Annotated in this window: 21 protein-coding genes; 5 read left to right on the forward strand and 16 right to left on the reverse strand. The window is 31.8% G+C overall.

All coding sequences use genetic code 11. The features are described from left to right. Positions 1–123 precede the first annotated feature (123 nt). The 8 genes from ACHRVZ_RS09830 to ruvC all read right to left on the reverse strand — a co-directional run bounded on the left by ACHRVZ_RS09830 (position 124) and on the right by ruvC (position 5,725). Positions 124–840 (reverse strand): PH domain-containing protein, encoded by a 717-nt coding sequence (locus tag ACHRVZ_RS09830; protein ID WP_395422186.1) that lies wholly within the window; start codon positions 838–840, stop codon positions 124–126. A 120-nt stretch (positions 841–960) separates the two neighbouring features. Continuing rightward, entirely contained in the window at positions 961–1,329 is a 369-nt protein-coding gene (locus ACHRVZ_RS09835) for an MmcQ/YjbR family DNA-binding protein (protein ID WP_395422188.1), read from the reverse strand. Positions 1,330–1,337: 8 nt separating this feature from the next. Beyond that, on the reverse strand, positions 1,338–1,688 hold the full coding sequence (locus ACHRVZ_RS09840; protein ID WP_395422189.1) for a DUF4260 domain-containing protein: 351 nt from the start codon (positions 1,686–1,688) through the stop codon (positions 1,338–1,340). Further along, positions 1,685–2,083, reverse strand: coding sequence for a GNAT family N-acetyltransferase (locus ACHRVZ_RS09845; RefSeq protein WP_395422191.1), 399 nt, complete (start codon positions 2,081–2,083; stop codon positions 1,685–1,687). Before ACHRVZ_RS09845 ends, ACHRVZ_RS09840 begins: the two co-directional genes overlap by 4 nt. Before the next feature lie 34 nt (positions 2,084–2,117). Then, entirely contained in the window at positions 2,118–2,885 is a 768-nt protein-coding gene (locus ACHRVZ_RS09850) for a cyclase family protein (RefSeq protein ID WP_395422193.1), read from the reverse strand. Positions 2,886–2,917: 32 nt separating this feature from the next. After that, positions 2,918–3,883 carry a D-2-hydroxyacid dehydrogenase family protein gene (locus ACHRVZ_RS09855; RefSeq protein WP_395422195.1) on the reverse strand — a complete coding sequence of 322 codons (966 nt, stop codon included), beginning with the start codon at positions 3,881–3,883 and terminating at the stop codon, positions 2,918–2,920. A 15-nt stretch (positions 3,884–3,898) separates the two neighbouring features. Then, positions 3,899–5,029: a radical SAM family heme chaperone HemW gene (hemW, locus tag ACHRVZ_RS09860; RefSeq protein WP_395422197.1), complete on the reverse strand. Its 1,131-nt coding sequence runs from the start codon at positions 5,027–5,029 to the stop codon at positions 3,899–3,901. A 141-nt stretch (positions 5,030–5,170) separates the two neighbouring features. After that, positions 5,171–5,725, reverse strand: coding sequence for a crossover junction endodeoxyribonuclease RuvC (gene ruvC, locus ACHRVZ_RS09865; RefSeq protein WP_065449180.1), 555 nt, complete (start codon positions 5,723–5,725; stop codon positions 5,171–5,173). Positions 5,726–5,848: 123 nt separating this feature from the next. Here ruvC and ACHRVZ_RS09870 point away from each other — a divergent pair, with 123 nt between their 5' ends. Together ACHRVZ_RS09870 and ACHRVZ_RS09875 are read left to right on the forward strand one after the other, a co-directional pair. Beyond that, positions 5,849–6,793 carry a hypothetical protein gene (locus ACHRVZ_RS09870; protein ID WP_395422199.1) on the forward strand — a complete coding sequence of 315 codons (945 nt, stop codon included), beginning with the start codon at positions 5,849–5,851 and terminating at the stop codon, positions 6,791–6,793. Further along, positions 6,790–7,893: a glycosyltransferase gene (locus tag ACHRVZ_RS09875; protein ID WP_395422201.1), complete on the forward strand. Its 1,104-nt coding sequence runs from the start codon at positions 6,790–6,792 to the stop codon at positions 7,891–7,893. The genes ACHRVZ_RS09870 and ACHRVZ_RS09875 overlap by 4 nt, the downstream gene beginning before the upstream one ends. Before the next feature lie 13 nt (positions 7,894–7,906). On the opposite strand, the gene ACHRVZ_RS09880 is transcribed toward ACHRVZ_RS09875, so the two are convergent. Then, positions 7,907–8,392 carry a hypothetical protein gene (locus ACHRVZ_RS09880; RefSeq protein WP_395422203.1) on the reverse strand — a complete coding sequence of 162 codons (486 nt, stop codon included), beginning with the start codon at positions 8,390–8,392 and terminating at the stop codon, positions 7,907–7,909. A 47-nt stretch (positions 8,393–8,439) separates the two neighbouring features. After that, complete coding sequence (locus ACHRVZ_RS09885; protein WP_395422205.1) at positions 8,440–8,763, reverse strand: hypothetical protein; 324 nt, start codon at positions 8,761–8,763, stop codon at positions 8,440–8,442. Positions 8,764–8,872: 109 nt separating this feature from the next. Between ACHRVZ_RS09885 and ACHRVZ_RS09890 the strand changes: the two genes are divergently transcribed. Together ACHRVZ_RS09890 and ACHRVZ_RS09895 are read left to right on the forward strand one after the other, a co-directional pair. After that, positions 8,873–9,373 (forward strand): DUF456 domain-containing protein, encoded by a 501-nt coding sequence (locus ACHRVZ_RS09890; protein WP_395422206.1) that lies wholly within the window; start codon positions 8,873–8,875, stop codon positions 9,371–9,373. Between the two features lie 282 nt (positions 9,374–9,655). After that, on the forward strand, positions 9,656–10,258 hold the full coding sequence (locus tag ACHRVZ_RS09895) for a DUF937 domain-containing protein (RefSeq protein WP_395422207.1): 603 nt from the start codon (positions 9,656–9,658) through the stop codon (positions 10,256–10,258). 67 nt (positions 10,259–10,325) lie between these two features. On the opposite strand, the gene ACHRVZ_RS09900 is transcribed toward ACHRVZ_RS09895, so the two are convergent. From ACHRVZ_RS09900 to ACHRVZ_RS09920, 5 genes are all read right to left on the reverse strand, one after another. Continuing rightward, complete coding sequence (locus ACHRVZ_RS09900) at positions 10,326–11,234, reverse strand: pseudouridine synthase (protein WP_395422208.1); 909 nt, start codon at positions 11,232–11,234, stop codon at positions 10,326–10,328. Positions 11,235–11,570: 336 nt separating this feature from the next. After that, complete coding sequence (locus ACHRVZ_RS09905) at positions 11,571–12,527, reverse strand: geranylgeranylglycerol-phosphate geranylgeranyltransferase (protein ID WP_395422209.1); 957 nt, start codon at positions 12,525–12,527, stop codon at positions 11,571–11,573. A gap of 64 nt (positions 12,528–12,591) precedes the next feature. Next, on the reverse strand, positions 12,592–13,182 hold the full coding sequence (locus tag ACHRVZ_RS09910; RefSeq protein ID WP_395422210.1) for a DUF502 domain-containing protein: 591 nt from the start codon (positions 13,180–13,182) through the stop codon (positions 12,592–12,594). A gap of 74 nt (positions 13,183–13,256) precedes the next feature. Further along, a complete protein-coding gene (locus tag ACHRVZ_RS09915) occupies positions 13,257–14,195 on the reverse strand; it encodes a mevalonate kinase (protein ID WP_395422211.1) in 939 nt (312 codons plus the stop codon). 135 nt (positions 14,196–14,330) lie between these two features. Beyond that, complete coding sequence (locus ACHRVZ_RS09920; protein ID WP_395422212.1) at positions 14,331–15,413, reverse strand: diphosphomevalonate/mevalonate 3,5-bisphosphate decarboxylase family protein; 1,083 nt, start codon at positions 15,411–15,413, stop codon at positions 14,331–14,333. Between the two features lie 154 nt (positions 15,414–15,567). Between ACHRVZ_RS09920 and ACHRVZ_RS09925 the strand changes: the two genes are divergently transcribed. Further along, positions 15,568–16,044: a TspO/MBR family protein gene (locus ACHRVZ_RS09925; RefSeq protein WP_395422213.1), complete on the forward strand. Its 477-nt coding sequence runs from the start codon at positions 15,568–15,570 to the stop codon at positions 16,042–16,044. Between the two features lie 6 nt (positions 16,045–16,050). Here the strand turns inward: ACHRVZ_RS09925 and ACHRVZ_RS09930 are convergent, their stop codons facing one another. Further along, a complete protein-coding gene (locus tag ACHRVZ_RS09930) occupies positions 16,051–16,797 on the reverse strand; it encodes a carboxypeptidase-like regulatory domain-containing protein (RefSeq protein WP_395422214.1) in 747 nt (248 codons plus the stop codon). Positions 16,798–16,878 lie beyond the last annotated feature (81 nt).

The raw sequence follows: 16,878 nt of genomic DNA on the forward strand, positions 1-16,878 counted from the left end.
GCAAAGAGCGCAAAGCAATACGCAAAGTTCGCCAAGTTTATAAAAAGAAAAACCATCAGCACATGCTGATGGTTTTTTCTTTGTGAACTTTGCGTAAAATCCGTGTGAACTCTGCGGTTAGACTTACATATAGCTTAAGATTTCTTTTTTGTAAGCGTCGTATTCACCTTGCATGATTAATCCGTTATCAAGCAGTTTTTTATAATTCTGTAATTTGTCGAAAAGTTCTTCTTTAGACAAATCACTTAATTTACGATCTCCTGTTGAAGCTTGAGTGGGCTGAATTGGTTCAAAAGTTTCAGTATAAGATGGAGTCGTTGCCGGCATAATTTCAGCAAAATTAGTTACCTCCTCAGTTTCAACTTCTTCTACGTCATCTTCAAGATCATCTTCTTCTTCAATAGCTTGTGCAGTTTCTACAATTGGTGTTTCAGCGACAATAGGATTTTTTATTAAATCTAATTGTTCTTTAGCGTATGTATATATTTTTCGAGCTTGAGTTTTCGGGATATAATCGATAGAGATAGTTAAGTCAGTATTAGTTCCAAATGAAAATTCAGAACCCAAAATATTTTCTTTTACAAAAGTACTTGTAATATCATCCCAAGTATAATCAGTAAAATCCATTGAAAGACCTAAATTTTTAGGTTTACAAATAATGATACGTTTGTTGGTTAAGATTATGCTATCTGGAAAAACAGTAATTGCTGGTTTTTTTTGAACCGCGATATAGCCAATTTCTTCGTTTTTCATCAATAAATCATTGAGTTTCGAAGTGATTTTTTCAATCGCTTTTGGATCTTGTTCTTCGTTCAGAAATTTTTTAAATTGTTCTTTCATGTTGTATAAGTTGCTAATTTACAATCCCGATATTATCAAGATTGAGTTGCTAAGTTTTTTATCTTACGCTACAAATGTAATGCCTAATTTTCTAATTGCTCCGCCAGTTCGGTAAAAAAATTACCTCGGGTCGATAATTTCATTCTGAATTTTCTTAGTCAAACTTTTGAAAACCAACTCATACGAATGGTCAATTAATTCTTTGACAAAAGCAGTAGATAAATTCCCGTTTAGTGCTACAGTATTCCAATGTACCTTGCTCATATGAAACCCTGGCTTTATTTCGTCATATTCAGCTCTGAGTTCTTGTGCGCGTTCAGGATCGCATTTTAAATTGACAGATGGTTCGTTTTTTTCCCATTGCGATAAGGAAGATAAAGCAAACATTTTTCCGCCCACTTTAAAAACTAAAGTATCTTCATCAAAAGGAAAATGTTCGCTGACACCTTTTTTTGAAAGACAATATTCATAATACGTTTCTAGATTCATATCATTTTTTATTTACCAATTTCACCTAAATGGGTGTATTTAAACCCCTTTTCATATTTTAAACCATATCCAAAAAATCGATCCATTGCAGCATGCGAAAACAAAATAATACCAATAAGCTGCAAGAGTTCAATATTAAAGTAAGACCCCAAAAGATATAGTAAAACAGCAATTCCTCTATGATGAAAAACATTGTAGAAAAATGCTCCGCTTTTATTTCCAAATATATAACCAAGCATTGAAAAATCAGGTGATAAGATTAAAATTAAAAACCACCACCATTCAAAACTCAAAAGACTAAATAAATAGATTCCGAGAATAAATAAGCCTAATTCTTCGAGTTTAAGTATTGTTTTCATAGTTTTTTTTCCATCATTTTTTCAGGATGTTCCAAAGCTGTAAAACCGAATTTCTCGTACAAAAAGTGAGCATCAGTTGTGGCTAATCTCCAAATTTTAATGCCTTTAAGAATTGGTTCGTTCATCATAGTTTCAATTAAAATTGATGAATATCCTTTTCCGCGATGTTCCTCAGTAATAAAAACGTCCATTACATAACCAAAAACAACATAGTCAGTAATTACTCTTGCAAAACCAATTTGTTTGTCATTCAAGTAAATTCCAAAACAAACCGAAGCATCGATTGTAGTTTGCACTTCTTCAATTGTTCTTCCCGCAGCCCAATAAATATCTTTTAAGAAATTTTGGATGAAAGGAATGTCAAGTTTAGTTTTATCTGTTGAAACGGTTATCATAGTATTCAGTCTCAGTTTTAAGTATTCAGGAAATCTACCCTCTAAAATCTACAATTTTATATAAAATTGGCTTACTTGGGCTTGCGTCATTTTCAAACGAAGCAATTTGAAGATTTAGTATATATGCTCCATCTTCAATTTCATCAGGAACAAAAATCATTTCAGTAATTGTCGCATTTAATCGGGCATCAGAATTTAAGTTTAAAGTATCTTTTACATTCCAAAATGCTTTGTGTGCTAATAATTTTCCTTCATCATGTTCCTTATCCACACTTGGTAAATCAATTAATAAATGCTGGATTCCGCTTTCGCGGATAAAAATTGCAGCTTCTTCAGACAAATAAGGCGGATTGGTGTTAGAGTATTTTCTTGATTTTTTGTCTTTTTGATTTGGTAGTGTTCTGATAATAATAGCTTCCGGTTTTGTTTCGCTTAAAGAAGCAACAATTTGATTTTTCGTAATAACAAAATCATCTCCAATTTTCTCAGGTTCAACGGTAATCAATTTTGCAAAAAAGAAAAACTGTTTCAAACATTGATTGATACTATAAAAATCATTCGTAATATGTCCTAAACATTCCGTGTGCGTCCCGTGCCCATGCGGATTAAAAAAGATATTATTGAAATTCGTTGAAGATTTTCCTTCAGAAACTTTCCCAATCCAATCGCCAAAAACGACAGGTTCGATAACTGGTTTTTCGATGTACCAAGCGATCGGGTTTTCGTCTGTATTGGTTAACGGAATAGATATATCAATGGGTTTTGATAAGTCTATTTCGAAGTTGTTGATTTTAGCAATCATAATTAAATAATGAGTTTATTCTTGATTAAAGATTATACTAGTGCTTCTGGATTTGCAATATTTGTTGGATTGTTATTGATGTAATTAATCACATTTTCAAAAGCCTTTTCAAAATAGAGTTCGTAACTATTTTTTTCTACATAACCTAAATGAGGTGTACAAACCACATTTGGCATTTTTAATAATTCATAATTCAAATCATAAACAGGCTCTTCATCATAAACATCTAAACCTGCAAATCCTGGTCTGCCATTTTTTAAACATTTAAGCAATGCTCTTTTTTCAATTAATTCGGCGCGTGCTGTATTTATTAAAATTGCATCTGGTTTCATTAAAATTAAATCGGCTTCTTTTACAATTTCAAAAGTAGTTTCGTTGAGTCTTAGATGCAATGTAAGAATGTCGCTTTGTGAGAAAAAATCTTCCTTTGAATCTGCTTTCAGAAACCCGTCTAAAAGTGCTTGATTTCTGGAAGATTCACTTCCCCAAATTAAGACATTGGCACCAAATACATTTGCATATTTTGCAATTTGCTGGCCAATTTTTCCGTAACCCCAAATTCCTATTGTTTTACCACGAATAGTAGAACCAATGTTGGTTTGCCACTTTCCATCTTTCATTGCCTGAATTGCTTGTGGTATTTGGCGAACCGTATTCATTATTAATGCCCAGGCAAGTTCAGATGGTGCAATAGGAGAACCAACCCCTTCTGCTACAGCAACTTTATGTTTTGTGCAGGCATCCATATCAAGATGATTTGATTTTTTACCTGTCTGACTTATTAATTTTAGTTTTGGTAATCTGGAAAGTAGATCTTCTGTAATTTCTGTTCTCTCTCGAATTAAAACTATGATATCAGAGTCTTTTAATAGAACAGCTAATTTTGAATTATCTTTTTCAGTATCGTTTAGAATATCAACATCTAGTCCTTTTAGAATTTTGAATGATTCAAGTTTTTCAACAGCATTTTGATAGTCATCTAAGATTGTAATTTTCATAAAGAAAGTTTTTTATTACAAATTTAAGTAAAACAGATCGCTTGCAATTCCATCTGTCAAAAATTTTCCTTTTGCAGTTGGTTTTAAGATATTATTTTCAATAAAAACCAATTCATCGTTTAAGAATTTGTGACTTTGTTTTTTTAGATAGTTTAGATATTCAAGACCAAATTCTTTTTCAATTCTTTCTAACGAAACGCCCCAAATGGTTCTTAATCCCGTCATAATATATTCGTTATAACGATCTGAAATAGTCAGGATTTCAGTTTCAATAGGAAGTTTGTTTTCTTGAATTGATTTTAGATAAAGTGAATTATTAGCAATATTCCAGCCTCTTTTTTCTCCATCGTAACTGTGTGCCGAAGGACCAATTCCGAGATATTTTTTACCCAGCCAATAAGCCGAATTGTTTTTAGAAAAGTAACCCTCTTTTCCAAAATTGGATAATTCGTAATGAATAAAATCATTTTTTTCAAGCATATCAACCAAAATCATAAAATGATTAGAAGCTACTTCGTCTTGTGGTTCAGTAATTTTTCCAGTATCAATTAGTTTTCTTAAAGCTGTTTTTGGTTCAACAGTTAAGGCGTAACTTGAAATATGTGGAATACCAAAACTCAAAGCAGTTTCAATATTTTTTTTCCACATTTCATCCGTCAATCCCGGGATTCCGTAAATTAAATCGAGTGATATATTATCAAAATATTTAGTCGCTTCTGTCAAACAATTTATGGCTTCTGCCGAATTATGAGCACGATTCATCATCTTCAAATCATCTTCATAAAAAGACTGAATTCCAATACTTAAACGGTTTATTGGACTTTTAGACAGTTCTATAATTCTTTCCGTTGATAAATCATCAGGATTGGCTTCAAGCGTAATTTCTGGATTTTCTGCAACATTATAATTGTCATAAACGGTATTTATTAGACTATTGATTTCGTCAGTAGACAAAACCGAAGGTGTTCCGCCGCCAAAATATATGGTTTCTACAACATCATTTTGGAACTCATCTTTGCGTATGACAATTTCTTTGGCTAAAGCCAAAACCATTTCATCTTTTTTCTTCATCGAAGTAGAAAAATGAAAGTCGCAATAATTACAAGCCTGCTTGCAGAATGGTATATGAATGTATATTCCTGACATTTTTAATTAGATAATTAGTCAATTAGGAAATTAGATAATGTGCCAATGAGATAATGTTAATGAAGTAATTAGAAAATTATATAATTTCAGAATGCAAAGAATTATCTAATTTTCTAATTGACAAATTGCCACATTAAAAGCTCATTTTTTAACTCGTTCTTCGTTTTGTTTTACAAAAGCATCCCAACCGGTATAACTTTTTCCGGCAACAATTTTTCCTGAATTAAAGAAATGGCAAACGGCTGCTGCCAAACCATCTGTAGAATCGAGGTTTTTAGGCAATTCTTTTAATCCCAAAAGTTGTTGAAGCATTTTTGCAACTTGTTCTTTGCTCGCATTTCCGTTTCCGGTAATGGCCATCTTTATTTTTTTAGGCTCATATTCGGTGATAGGAATATCTCTCGAAAGTCCTGCGGCCATTGCAACGCCTTGTGCGCGACCAAGCTTTAACATCGATTGCACATTTTTACCAAAGAAAGGTGCTTCAATAGCAATTTCGTCCGGATGATGTGTTTCGATTAACTCAATCGTACGCTCAAAAATGATTTTTAGTTTTTGATAATGATTATCGTATTTGGACAATTGCAGCTCATTAAGTTGCAAAAACTCCATTTTTTTATTGATAACTTTTATCAATCCAAAACCCATAATCGTTGTTCCTGGGTCGATACCTAATATGATGCGTTCTTTTGTCAATTTTTTTGTTTCAGGTTTGATGTTTCAAGTTTCAGTTTTTTTGAAAATCAAAAGGATTCATTTACTCATTTTCAAATTGGCATATTTTCATTGCCACATTTTCAAATTGATTACTTTTGCGGCATGATTTCAATTCCTCACAAAGCTAAACAATTCCTAGTTCTTCTAGTCAAACTTTTGATTGTAGGTGGCGCATTTTATTTTATTTATGATCAATTGGCGAACAACGACAAACTCGATTGGCAAAAGTTCATCACTTTGTTTCGTAAAAACCAATCGGTTTTAGGAATTGGATTTATATTACTTTTAAGTGTTTTGAATAGGTATTTCGAGATTTTGAAATGGCAGAATCTTGCGAAAGTTATTCAGGAGATCTCGGTTTTAGAATCTACAAAACAAGTTTTAGCGGCATTAACTGCTGGGATTTTTACACCAAATGGAGTAGGAGAGTATGCAGGAAAAGCGTTGTTTTATCCTAAATCTGAAGCCAAAAAAGTAGTTTTCTTAAACTTGATTTGTAATGGAATCCAAATGATTTTGACGATCATTTTTGGAATCTTTGGATTAATGTATTTCAATGCCAATTATAATGTGATTACGACCAAAACTGTTGCGATTTTATTTGGTGGATTTGTATTGGTTTTGATTGTTTTATTTTCATTAAAAAAAATCAAAATTAAAGGGTATTCGATTGAAAAATTGGTGCATAAGATTAATGAGATTCCAAAGTCAATTCATCGTAAAAATATTCTTTTCGGAGTTTTACGTTATTTGGTTTTCTCGCATCAATATTACTTTTTGTTTTTGGCTTTTGATGTTGAGCTGCCGTACTTTATTTTAATGGCAACCATTGCATCGGTTTATTTTTTAGCTTCGTCATTGCCAACTTTTCAGTTTTTGGATTTTGCTGTAAAAGGAAGCGTTGCTATTTATTTCTTCGGAATTCTTGGTGTAAACGAATGGATCGTGGTTTTTATAAGTACTTTAATGTGGTTTTTAAACGTGGTTTTGCCAGTTGTTTTAGGAAGTTATTTTGTACTGAATTTTAAAACGAAAATAGTAGAATGATTTGGATTCTATTTTTCATATTGATAATTTATAGTATTAGTATTGGATTACTAATTTATGGCTTCACCAAAGTAAAAAAATATCAGAAAGCAGATTTAAAACCTCAAACCAATTTTACAATTATAGTTCCGTTTAGAAATGAGGCAGAGAATTTACCCACTCTTTTATACAGTTTCTCACAGCTGAATTATCCAACGGATTTATTCGAAGTAATTTTAGTGGATGATAGTTCTAAAGAGAAATTTCAAGTTTCAAGTTTCAGGTTTCAGGTTTCGGTTGTCGATAATGTTCGGGTTTCGAATTCTCCTAAAAAAGATGCGATTACAACGGCAATGCAGCACGTAAAAACCAATTGGGTTATTACTACCGATGCTGATTGTTTGGTTCCTGAAAACTGGCTTTTAACATTTGACAATTACATTCAACAATATAATGTTTCGATGCTTGCAGGTGCGGTTACGTACGAATATGAAAACTCATTTTTAGATCATTTTCAGCAGTTAGATTTAACAAGTTTACAAGGTGCAACAATTGGTAGTTTTGGGCTAAAGAAAGCTTTTATGTGCAATGGAGCCAATTTTGCTTATACAAAGTCATTATTCGAAAAATTAAATGGATTTGATGGGAATAATAAAATTGCCAGCGGCGATGATGTTTTTTTATTGCAAAAAGCAGCCGGTTTATTCCCAGACGAAGTTCATTATTTAAAAGCTGAAGAAGCTATTGTAATTACAAAACCAACTGAAAATTGGAAAGCCTTATTTCATCAAAGAGTGCGTTGGGCTGCTAAAACGGGTTCGTATGAAAGTAATTTTGGAAAAACTTTAGGATTAATTGTTTTCTTCGGAAATCTGAGTTTTGTTTTTGGCTTTTTCTTTTTTGTTTTCGGAATGTTAGCTTATCAGATTTTAGTTGTTTTCGCTTTTTTTAAATTTGCAATTGATTTTGTACTGCTTTATGAAACCAACAAGTCCTTAACGAAAACAAGAATTAAGAGTTTATTCTTGAGCAGTTTACTATATCCTTTTTTTAGTTCGTCCGTAGCTTTGTACAGCTTATTTGGTTCTTATGAATGGAAAGAACGAAAGTTTAGAATTTAGAATAAAAGGAAAATTACTTCTTTTCTTTTTCTTTAAGAATTACAGGAAGAATAAACTGTGTTTTTACCGGAAGTCCTCGTTTTAGAGCAGGATTTATTTTTGGAAAATCGACTAAACGAGCATGCAAAATACTATCAATTTTGATCGTATCGTAAGCAACAGAATCTTTAGGGAACTGCGGCTCAAATTTCATGGTAGAATTTGGAAATACTGTGACTTTTACTTCGATTGTATCTAATTCAGGATACATTATAGAAAGTGTATCAATATCTAATTTTTCCTGAATAAGTTGTGCCATTACTTCAAAGAAGCATTGTTGGCGCAATTTCTTGTCTGCAATTTTATCACAATTTGATACTGACGGATATTCGTCAACCTCTTTCCAATTAATTGATTTTAATTCTTTTTGTAGTAACTCTTTTTCAGACGGAACCTGCTTCTCAAAATATTGACAAGAATTAAAAAGTAAGATAATTAAAAAAAGGAAAAACTGCTTCAAGATTTTGATGTTGAATTGAATGAACAAATTATGGTATAAAAATACGATTATTTTTTTTGAGAAGCTTTGTATTGCAAATAATCTTCATAGCTTTCTGAAAGCCATTTCTCTTTATTTTGAGCTGCAACTTCCTTTTGGTCAGGATACAAAGATGCTAATCTATCAGAAAAAGTGGCAATTCGAACGGTATAATTATAAAACTCAATTTTACTCAGAATAATATTCGGATCGTTTTTTCGATTGAAATATTCAAAAAAAAGACTGTCAAAATCTTTCATCGAAAAATTTAATACTTTTTTCTTAGTACTTTTATAAATGCTGTCTTGTACCAATTGATCGTTTACAGAGATTTTTTTAGTTTGGGCATGCATATTGCTATTGATCAGCAAGATCAATGAAAAGCATAATATGAATTGCAAAAACTGACGCATTGATTGCTTTGATTAATAAGTTTGTAGGCGCAAAATTACAAAAAAATATATGGATTTACTATTGCTGCTAGTTGGTTTTATATGTATGATTATTGGTGTTTTTGGTAGTTTTTTTCCAATTTTACCTGGATTGTCAAGTTGTTGGGTTGGTTTGTTATTGTTGTATTTAACAAAAGCTGTCGAAAACAATTACTGGGTATTAGGAATCACACTTTTGTTAACAATTGTTATTACAATTCTGGATTATGTTATTCCGGCAAAAGGAACTAAAAAATTTGGTGGTAGCTCATACGGAGTCTGGGGAACTAATATTGGACTAATTATTGGTATTTTGGCTCCTATACCTTTTGGAGTGATTATTGGGCCTTTTGTAGGGGCTTTTGTAGGTGAATTAATTTATGATTCTAAAAATCATCAGCGCGCATTAAAAGCTGCAACAGGTTCATTACTAGGTTTTCTGGCTTCTAGTTTTGTGAATTTTTTATTCTGTATTATCTTTCTGGGTATTTTTCTCAGTATCGCTTGGCAAAACCGCGCGGGATTATTTTGAATTAAGCAATTATCTTTAAGTGTTTTCTTATTTTTTTGATTTTTTTTAAAATTTGATTAATTTTTTTTAAAAAGAATTTTTCTTTATTTTGATAACTAAGATGTTATGTTTACTGGCGGTTTGAGATTTTTGCCTTCAACAATTGTTAAATTTAAAATTCACTATTTAACTTATTTTTTGGAAATGTTAAAATATTTTATATTTTTATCCTGATAAACGATAAAAAGCCTCACTTTATCGGTTATTTTGAATGGATTTAAATAATTTTTAAACAATTTAAGTATGACCCCAAACCTACAAATTGAACTTAGACGTTTTATTTCTTCTAACGTTGTATCAAAGTTGAACAAGTTTTATTTTGAAAACGATGCACTTTTAATTAAAGGAATTGATGTTTCGATAGGTACAGTTTTAATGGGTTTGTATAATAGGGCCGAAGAATCAGATTTTTATAAAGGCATTGTTACCTTAATACAAGATGATTCTACCTTTTATCAGGAAGTCGATTTTACCTCAGGTCGGATTTTATCTGTAGATGATTGTTACCGCATAGAAGGAAATTCTATAGTTAAAGAAATTTTTACCAGCAAAAAGGGAAGAATTTCAGAAATGATTTCTAATGAAGTCGGAATCAAAAGCGAGACAGCAAGAGAGATTCTTAATTTTTCAGCCTTATTAGTCGTCTCATATCTTAAGAATAACAGCCAATTACTAGAAAGTTTAAAACTACTTTTAGACGATCAAAAAAGAGACATCTTAAACAGTATTCCGCCCGGAATCAAAATTATGCTCGGATTTTCAAACTACGAAACTGTTGAAGAAAAAAACCAATCAATAGGAAGATCCATTTTCACACTTTTCGGTCATAACTTTTTTAGCTTCTAAAAATAAAAAATCCCATCTTACCAGAGTAAAATAGGATTTATATATTAAATCAATTTTGAATCGTTTCTTAAACGTTTTTCAAGTTGATAATTTCTTGATCAGTCAAAAAGCGCCAGTTACCTCTTGGTAAATTCTTTTTTGTCAAACCAGCAAATGATACACGATCAATACGTAATACATCATAGTCAAAGTGTTCAAAAATAGCACGAACTACTTTTACATTCGATGAACGTAATTTAATACCTACTTCACTTTTTGCTTCCTTTTCAATATAGCTAATTTCTTCGACAAATACTCTGTGTCCGTCAAGAACCAAACCTTTGCTTATTTTTTCTAAATCTTCAAATTTCAAGTTTTTATCCAAAGAAACCTGATAGATTTTAGATGATTTCTGACTCGGTAAAGTAAATTTACGAATCATATCAGTATCATTAGTAAACAACAACAAACCAGTTGTGTTCTTGTCCATTCTTCCAATTGGAGCAATTTTTGATGTTGTTGAACCACGAACAAGTTCCAGAACGTTACGGTATTCCTGACCTTCGTCAAGAGCAGTTGTAAAGTTTTTAGGTTTGTTCAACAAGATGTACTCTTTCTTTTCAGGAGTCAAAGTAACACCGTCAAAGTTTATAACATCATTAATTTTTACTAAATAACCCATTTCAGTTACCGGTACGCCATTAACTTTAACGTTTCCAGACTGAATGTATATATCAGCATCACGACGTGAACAAACACCAGAATTAGAGATGTATTTGTTCAAACGAATTTCGTCTGCAGCTTTTTGTCTTTTTGGAGCCTGATTCTGTTTTTTGATTTTTTCAGCCTTTTCTTCTTCGGCAGCCTTAACAGCAGGTTTCACTTTTTTTGGCCCTTGAGCGCGCTTCGCCATAGGAGGTTTTGGCTTGTTAGAGTTTGGTCTAGAGCCACTTGGTCTAGATCCGCCTCTTTTATTATTGCCTTCCTTATTGTTCATAAATTCTGTAATTTGTGCAAAGATAGTTTATTCTTGCTAAATAATCCTAAGTTCATTGTTCTTAGATTAATAGCTATGATTTTTTGTAGTTCTAGAAGCATCATAATTGGCTTTTTTTAAACATGATTTCCCGCTTTCGGCTTTATCTTGTTCTTCCCGATAACATCGGGACAACAAGGATATCACCTCTATCGGGGCTAGTTTCAAACAATTGGCTTCTTTTACATATTTTGTTGGAAGTCGTTTTACAGAGATAAGTAAAGTTTAGACAAAGATGAACAAAGTAAAAATTGGCTGTTCAAATTTGCTTAAATCCGTATAATCGACGGGCCATTTTTAAAACTTTAATAGCAAATTCTTCCCGTGCCATAAAACGCTTGGGTTAATGAGAACAATGCAGAATACTCCTGAAACAATCAAGAACTTAAGTACATTGTGTAATAGTAAAAATTGCTCTTTTGAGTTTGCTTTCCATAAATAAATCAGGAAAAATAGTAGTACCACAAAACAAACATAAAAGTAAATATCCATATAGCCCACATCATAAATATTGATTAAGACATAAACAGGAAATACTGTCGATATAGTCAGAGCCGTGATAATTTGTTTTGAAACGGTTTCGTTGTAAAGTATCGGAATCGTTCTGTAATTGTTAGCCAAATCACCTTTTAAATTCTCCAAATCTTTAATCATTTCTCTGATAAGCAATAATAAAAATAAGAAAACAGCATGTGCCGAAATGACCATAAAATGACTCATATGATTCTCGATTTCTTCAAAAGAAATTTTGTTATAGAAGTACAACAGAATCGCAAAAAATGGGACAACAGCCATAAGAGCTGCAGTTAAATTGCCAACGATAGGATATTTTTTTATTTTATGTGAGTAAAACCAAATCAGGAAAATATAAGCCGAAAAGAATAAGAAAGCGCGCCAGGAAACAATTAATGCCATTAAAGCTGCAATGAAATTAAGCGTAAAATAAACTGAAAGTTTTGTTTTTTGACTAACCAATCGGTCCAACATAGATTTATTGGGTCTATTAATTAAATCTTTTTGACTGTCGTAAAAATTATTGATAATATATCCTGATGCAATTGTAATGGCCGACGCAAAGACAATTAGAAATAAATTGAAATCGAGTAAAATATCAAGAGCTCTTTTTTCGGGAGCTAAAATAAAAATCGCAGATAAATATTGCGCCAAAACAATAATCGGAATGTTGTAGCCTCTTACGACAGAGAACAAACTAACAATTTTCATTACTAAAAGTTTGTGCTGTCTGCTTAACATTTTTTAATTTAAGATTTGGGATTGGAGCGTAATTTAAGATTTTTTGCTGAAGGAAGTAGAATGATTAAAGTTTATTTTTAAACAATTCTTTTGAGCCAAAGCCTAGTTTTCGAATGCAAGCTAAAGCTTCTTTTTGAGTAATCTCAACATTTTTAATGTCTTTTTTTTCTACAAAACAAACAGAACCGCTCCAAGGATTTGGAGCTGCAGGAATAAAAACTGAAAAGTTATTTTCGTCTATTTGTTCTATCAAAAATGCAAATTGCCAACCTGCATCTGTAGGAACGAGAACAACTTTTAATTCCTGATTAGATTCGATCCCCATGATGTTTTCATTCATGCCTTTTATGAAAGAATATCCGGGAACGAAGCTTAAGATGCCATCTTCAAGCTTTCGTATTAGTTTTTGCGCATACGCCGTTCGGGCAATTAAACCAGCTGTAAAACAAATAAAAGCGATGATAACTATCGCAACAACTTCTTCAATGGCCAATCCTAAAATTTTTACTTTTGGGAATTGATTGATAATAGGAAGTGTGATTTTTTGAATAATATGAAACCCTTTCTCTAAAATAACAATCAATAAAATTAATGGTGCTAAAAAAAGAATTCCTCCTAATAAAGTTGATTTGATAATCTGTAAAATACTTTTCATAGACAATAACTTTTTAGGATTAAGATTTCAGAAAAATGTATTCAAATAATAAAAAGTTTTTAAGGGGTTTAAATTTAAAACTGATAAACTACTTCTAATTTATAGTCCTTCAAAGAAGCCTTAGCGCGTTCTAAATCTTCGGTAAAACCTAGGATGTAACCGCCGCCTCCAGAACCGCAAAGTTTTAAATAGTAATCGTTTGTATCAATTCCGTTTTGCCATATTCCATGAAATTGTTCCGGAATCATTGGTTTAAAGTTATTTAAAACGACTTTTGATAGTTTTTTAGTATTCGTGAATAACGATTTCATGTCGCCATGTAAAAAGTTTTCTACACAAGCATCAGTGTATTTTACAAATTGGTTTTTAAGCATTGCACGGAACCCTTTGTCTTTTAGGTTTTCCATGAAAATGTTTACCATTGGAGCAGTTTCTCCAACAATTCCTGAATCTAATAAAAACACAGCGCCTTTTCCGTCAAAACTTTGAGTCGGAATACCAGTTGCTTCGATATTATCTTTAGAATTGATTAAGATAGGAATGCTTAAATAACTGTTTAAAGGATCTAAACCAGAACTTTTTCCGTGGAAAAAACTCTCCATTTGAGCAAATATATTTTTTAATTGTAATAGTTTTTCGCGCGTTAAATTCTCTAAAACGGTGATTTTGTTAGTAGCATATTTGTCATAAATTGCAGCAACTAATGCACCACTACTACCAACTCCATATCCTTGTGGGATACTTGAGTCAAAATACATTCCGGTTTCAACGTCATTTCTTAAAGTTGCCAAATCAAAACTTACTAAATCTGGTTGTTCAGTTTGTAAAGTTTCAAGATAGGTTACATAACGTTTTAAACTTGCGTTTGATGCCAAAGCTTCTGCCGATGGTTCTTCGGTTTTCTTCAATGCACCATTATAAAAATTATAAGGAATAGAAAGTCCCTTAGAGTCACGGATGATTCCGTATTCTCCAAAGAGTAATATTTTTGAGTAAAATAATGGTCCTTTCATGTTTATTTAATGTCTTTCTTTATTTTGTTTGGGTCTTGTCGTGTGTCGAAAAAGTAGAATTGATTTTCCTCATTTATATCTGAGTATTTCTTTATAAAAGATTCATAATCTAAATTTTAATTAAAGATACGAAAATTATCTCTTCATTGAGCCTTCTCCAATTTGGTCGCAAATGTACTGACGATTCTGACAAAATACAACTAATTCGTCCTGAATAAATTGCAAGACTTTGTCGCTAACGTTTTCGGGATATAAAACATGGACATTTGCCCCTGCATCAAGCGTAAAACAAACCGGGATTTGAGTTTCATTTCTAAATTTCCAAATTGCATTAATGATTTGCAATGTGTTTGGTTTCATTAAAATAAAATACGGCATCGAAGTCATCATCATAGCGTGTAATGTCAAGGCTTCGCTCTCTACAACTTTAATGAATTCGTCTATATTTCCGTTTTCAAAAATGGCAATCAATTGATCCAAATTTTCGTGAGCCTGAGCAAAACGTCTTTCGGCATACGGATGATTGTGCATTAAATCGTGTCCAACGGTACTAGAAACTTGTTTTTCGCCTTTGTCTACCAATAAAATGGTATCTTGATAATTCTTGAAATTTTCATGGATTGTGTATGGAAACTCAATTCCATATAAATCGGAGCTTCCTTCAATGTTGGTCTGATTTCCCCAAACGACAACATTTCCTTTTACACTTCTGCAGGCACTTCCAGAACCTAAACGGGCTAAAAATGATGCTTTCTGATAAAAATAATCATCTGTCATTTCAGGATTTAGGATTCTTTCTAAACTCATAAAATTCATTGCCAAAGCTGCCATTCCTGATGCTGAAGAAGCGATTCCGGAACTGTGCGGAAATGTATTTTGAGTGTCAATCGTAAAATGATAGTCTTTTAGAAAAGGTAAGTAAATCTCAATTCGTTCTAAAAACTTCTGAATTTTCGGCTTGAAATCTTCTTTTGGCTTTCCTTCAAATAATAAATCAAAAGAAAAAGAGTTTTGTTTTTCTCTTTTCTCAAAACCTAATTTCGTAATCGTTTTGCAATTATTTAAAGTAAAACTTACCGAAGGATTTGCCGGAATTTGATTGTCTTTTTTTCCCCAATATTTTACTAAAGCAATATTGCTGGGAGCGCTCCACTCAAAATTTCCATTTTCTATTGTCGAAGTATATTTTTTAGGAATGAAATCAGTTGTTGTGAACATGAATTATAAAATTTTGGCAAAGATAGTTTTTATACTATTTCACCATATAAGATATATAAGAAAATGTATGCCAAACTTAAACTAAAGCGAACTTCTATGAGTTCTATGGTTTAAACTTTCTTTTTAACTATTTTTGACTAAAAATTTGAATAAAATGAATAAGATAACCAAAATCGCAATTGCTCTAATAGTTTGTTTGGCTGTAGGATATTCAGCAAGTACTGTAACAAGACCAAGTGTAGAAACTTGGTATCCAACTCTTGTAAAGCCTAGTTTTAACCCGCCTAACTGGATTTTTATGCCGGTTTGGACATTGCTCTATATTTTTATGGCTGTGGCAGCTGGATTAGTTTGGGATAAAATAAAGGAACAAAACGAAGAGGTGAAAAAAGCGTTGGGTTTCTTTTTAATTCAATTGACATTAAATGCAATCTGGTCTTATTTATTTTTCGGATTAAAAAACCCTTTGTTGGCTTTTGTCGAAATTGCACTTTTATGGCTATTCATTTATGAAACGTATTTAAAATTTGTCAAAATCAATAAAATCGCTGGATATTTGCTGATTCCTTATATGGTTTGGGTTGTTTTTGCAGCAGTTTTGAATGCGAGTATTTGGTGGTTAAACAAATAATTAGTTTCAGTTTTTTAAATCAGCTTTCAACTTTTTAAATTCCTCATTTTTTGCATATAAAAAATCCATTGTAGTTAGGATATTACTATGATTTAAAAGGTTTGCTGATCTTGGATCGGCATCGCAGAAATCAAGAAATAATTCTTTTTCATCTACTTTTAATTTCAAATCTGTTGTAAAAAAATTATCTGGAATTGATGATGATATAAGTTTTCTGAAGTCTATTGTGGGAGTTTTCTTTTTAGGTTCATTGTCCTCTTTCTTAAATAAATTGATTAAGCCGGAACCAAGTCTCATAAAATCTATACCATTTGTAATAGTTCCGTTGTAAACGCCCGTATATTTTTGCAAAGACGTGACGTCTTTTGCAAATTTTATGTCATCTATATCTTGTTGAGAAGTGTGTACCGGAGCTAATTTTATATTGTTAATAACCACTTCATCTAGTTCTTCAGGTTTTAAAGCCATATTAATAACCATATTGTTTTGGTCAATATTTTCCTGGGTTAGTTTTATTCTGGTAAAAAAGTAATCTTTAGAGAAAAACAGCAAACTATCTCGGCTTTTTACTGAAATCGAAAATTCGCCCAAATCATTTGTAGTTGTATTCGTTTGGGCCGTTTTATTAATAACCTCGACTTTTTTTAGCGGATTATTATTAGAAACAACCTTTCCGTGAAGTAGTTTTTCTGTTTGGGAAATAGAAATTTGGTAGGTAAGAAAAGAAATTGTGGTAAGTAATTTTACTTTCATCTATTGGTATTTAGTTGATAGTAAAATTATTAGAATACTCTTAATGAAAACTTACAGAATCTGTAAATTCTTGTTAATTCG

The sequence above is a fragment of the Flavobacterium sp. FlaQc-57 genome, from assembly GCF_044007395.1.
In the GTDB taxonomy this organism is placed as follows: domain Bacteria; phylum Bacteroidota; class Bacteroidia; order Flavobacteriales; family Flavobacteriaceae; genus Flavobacterium.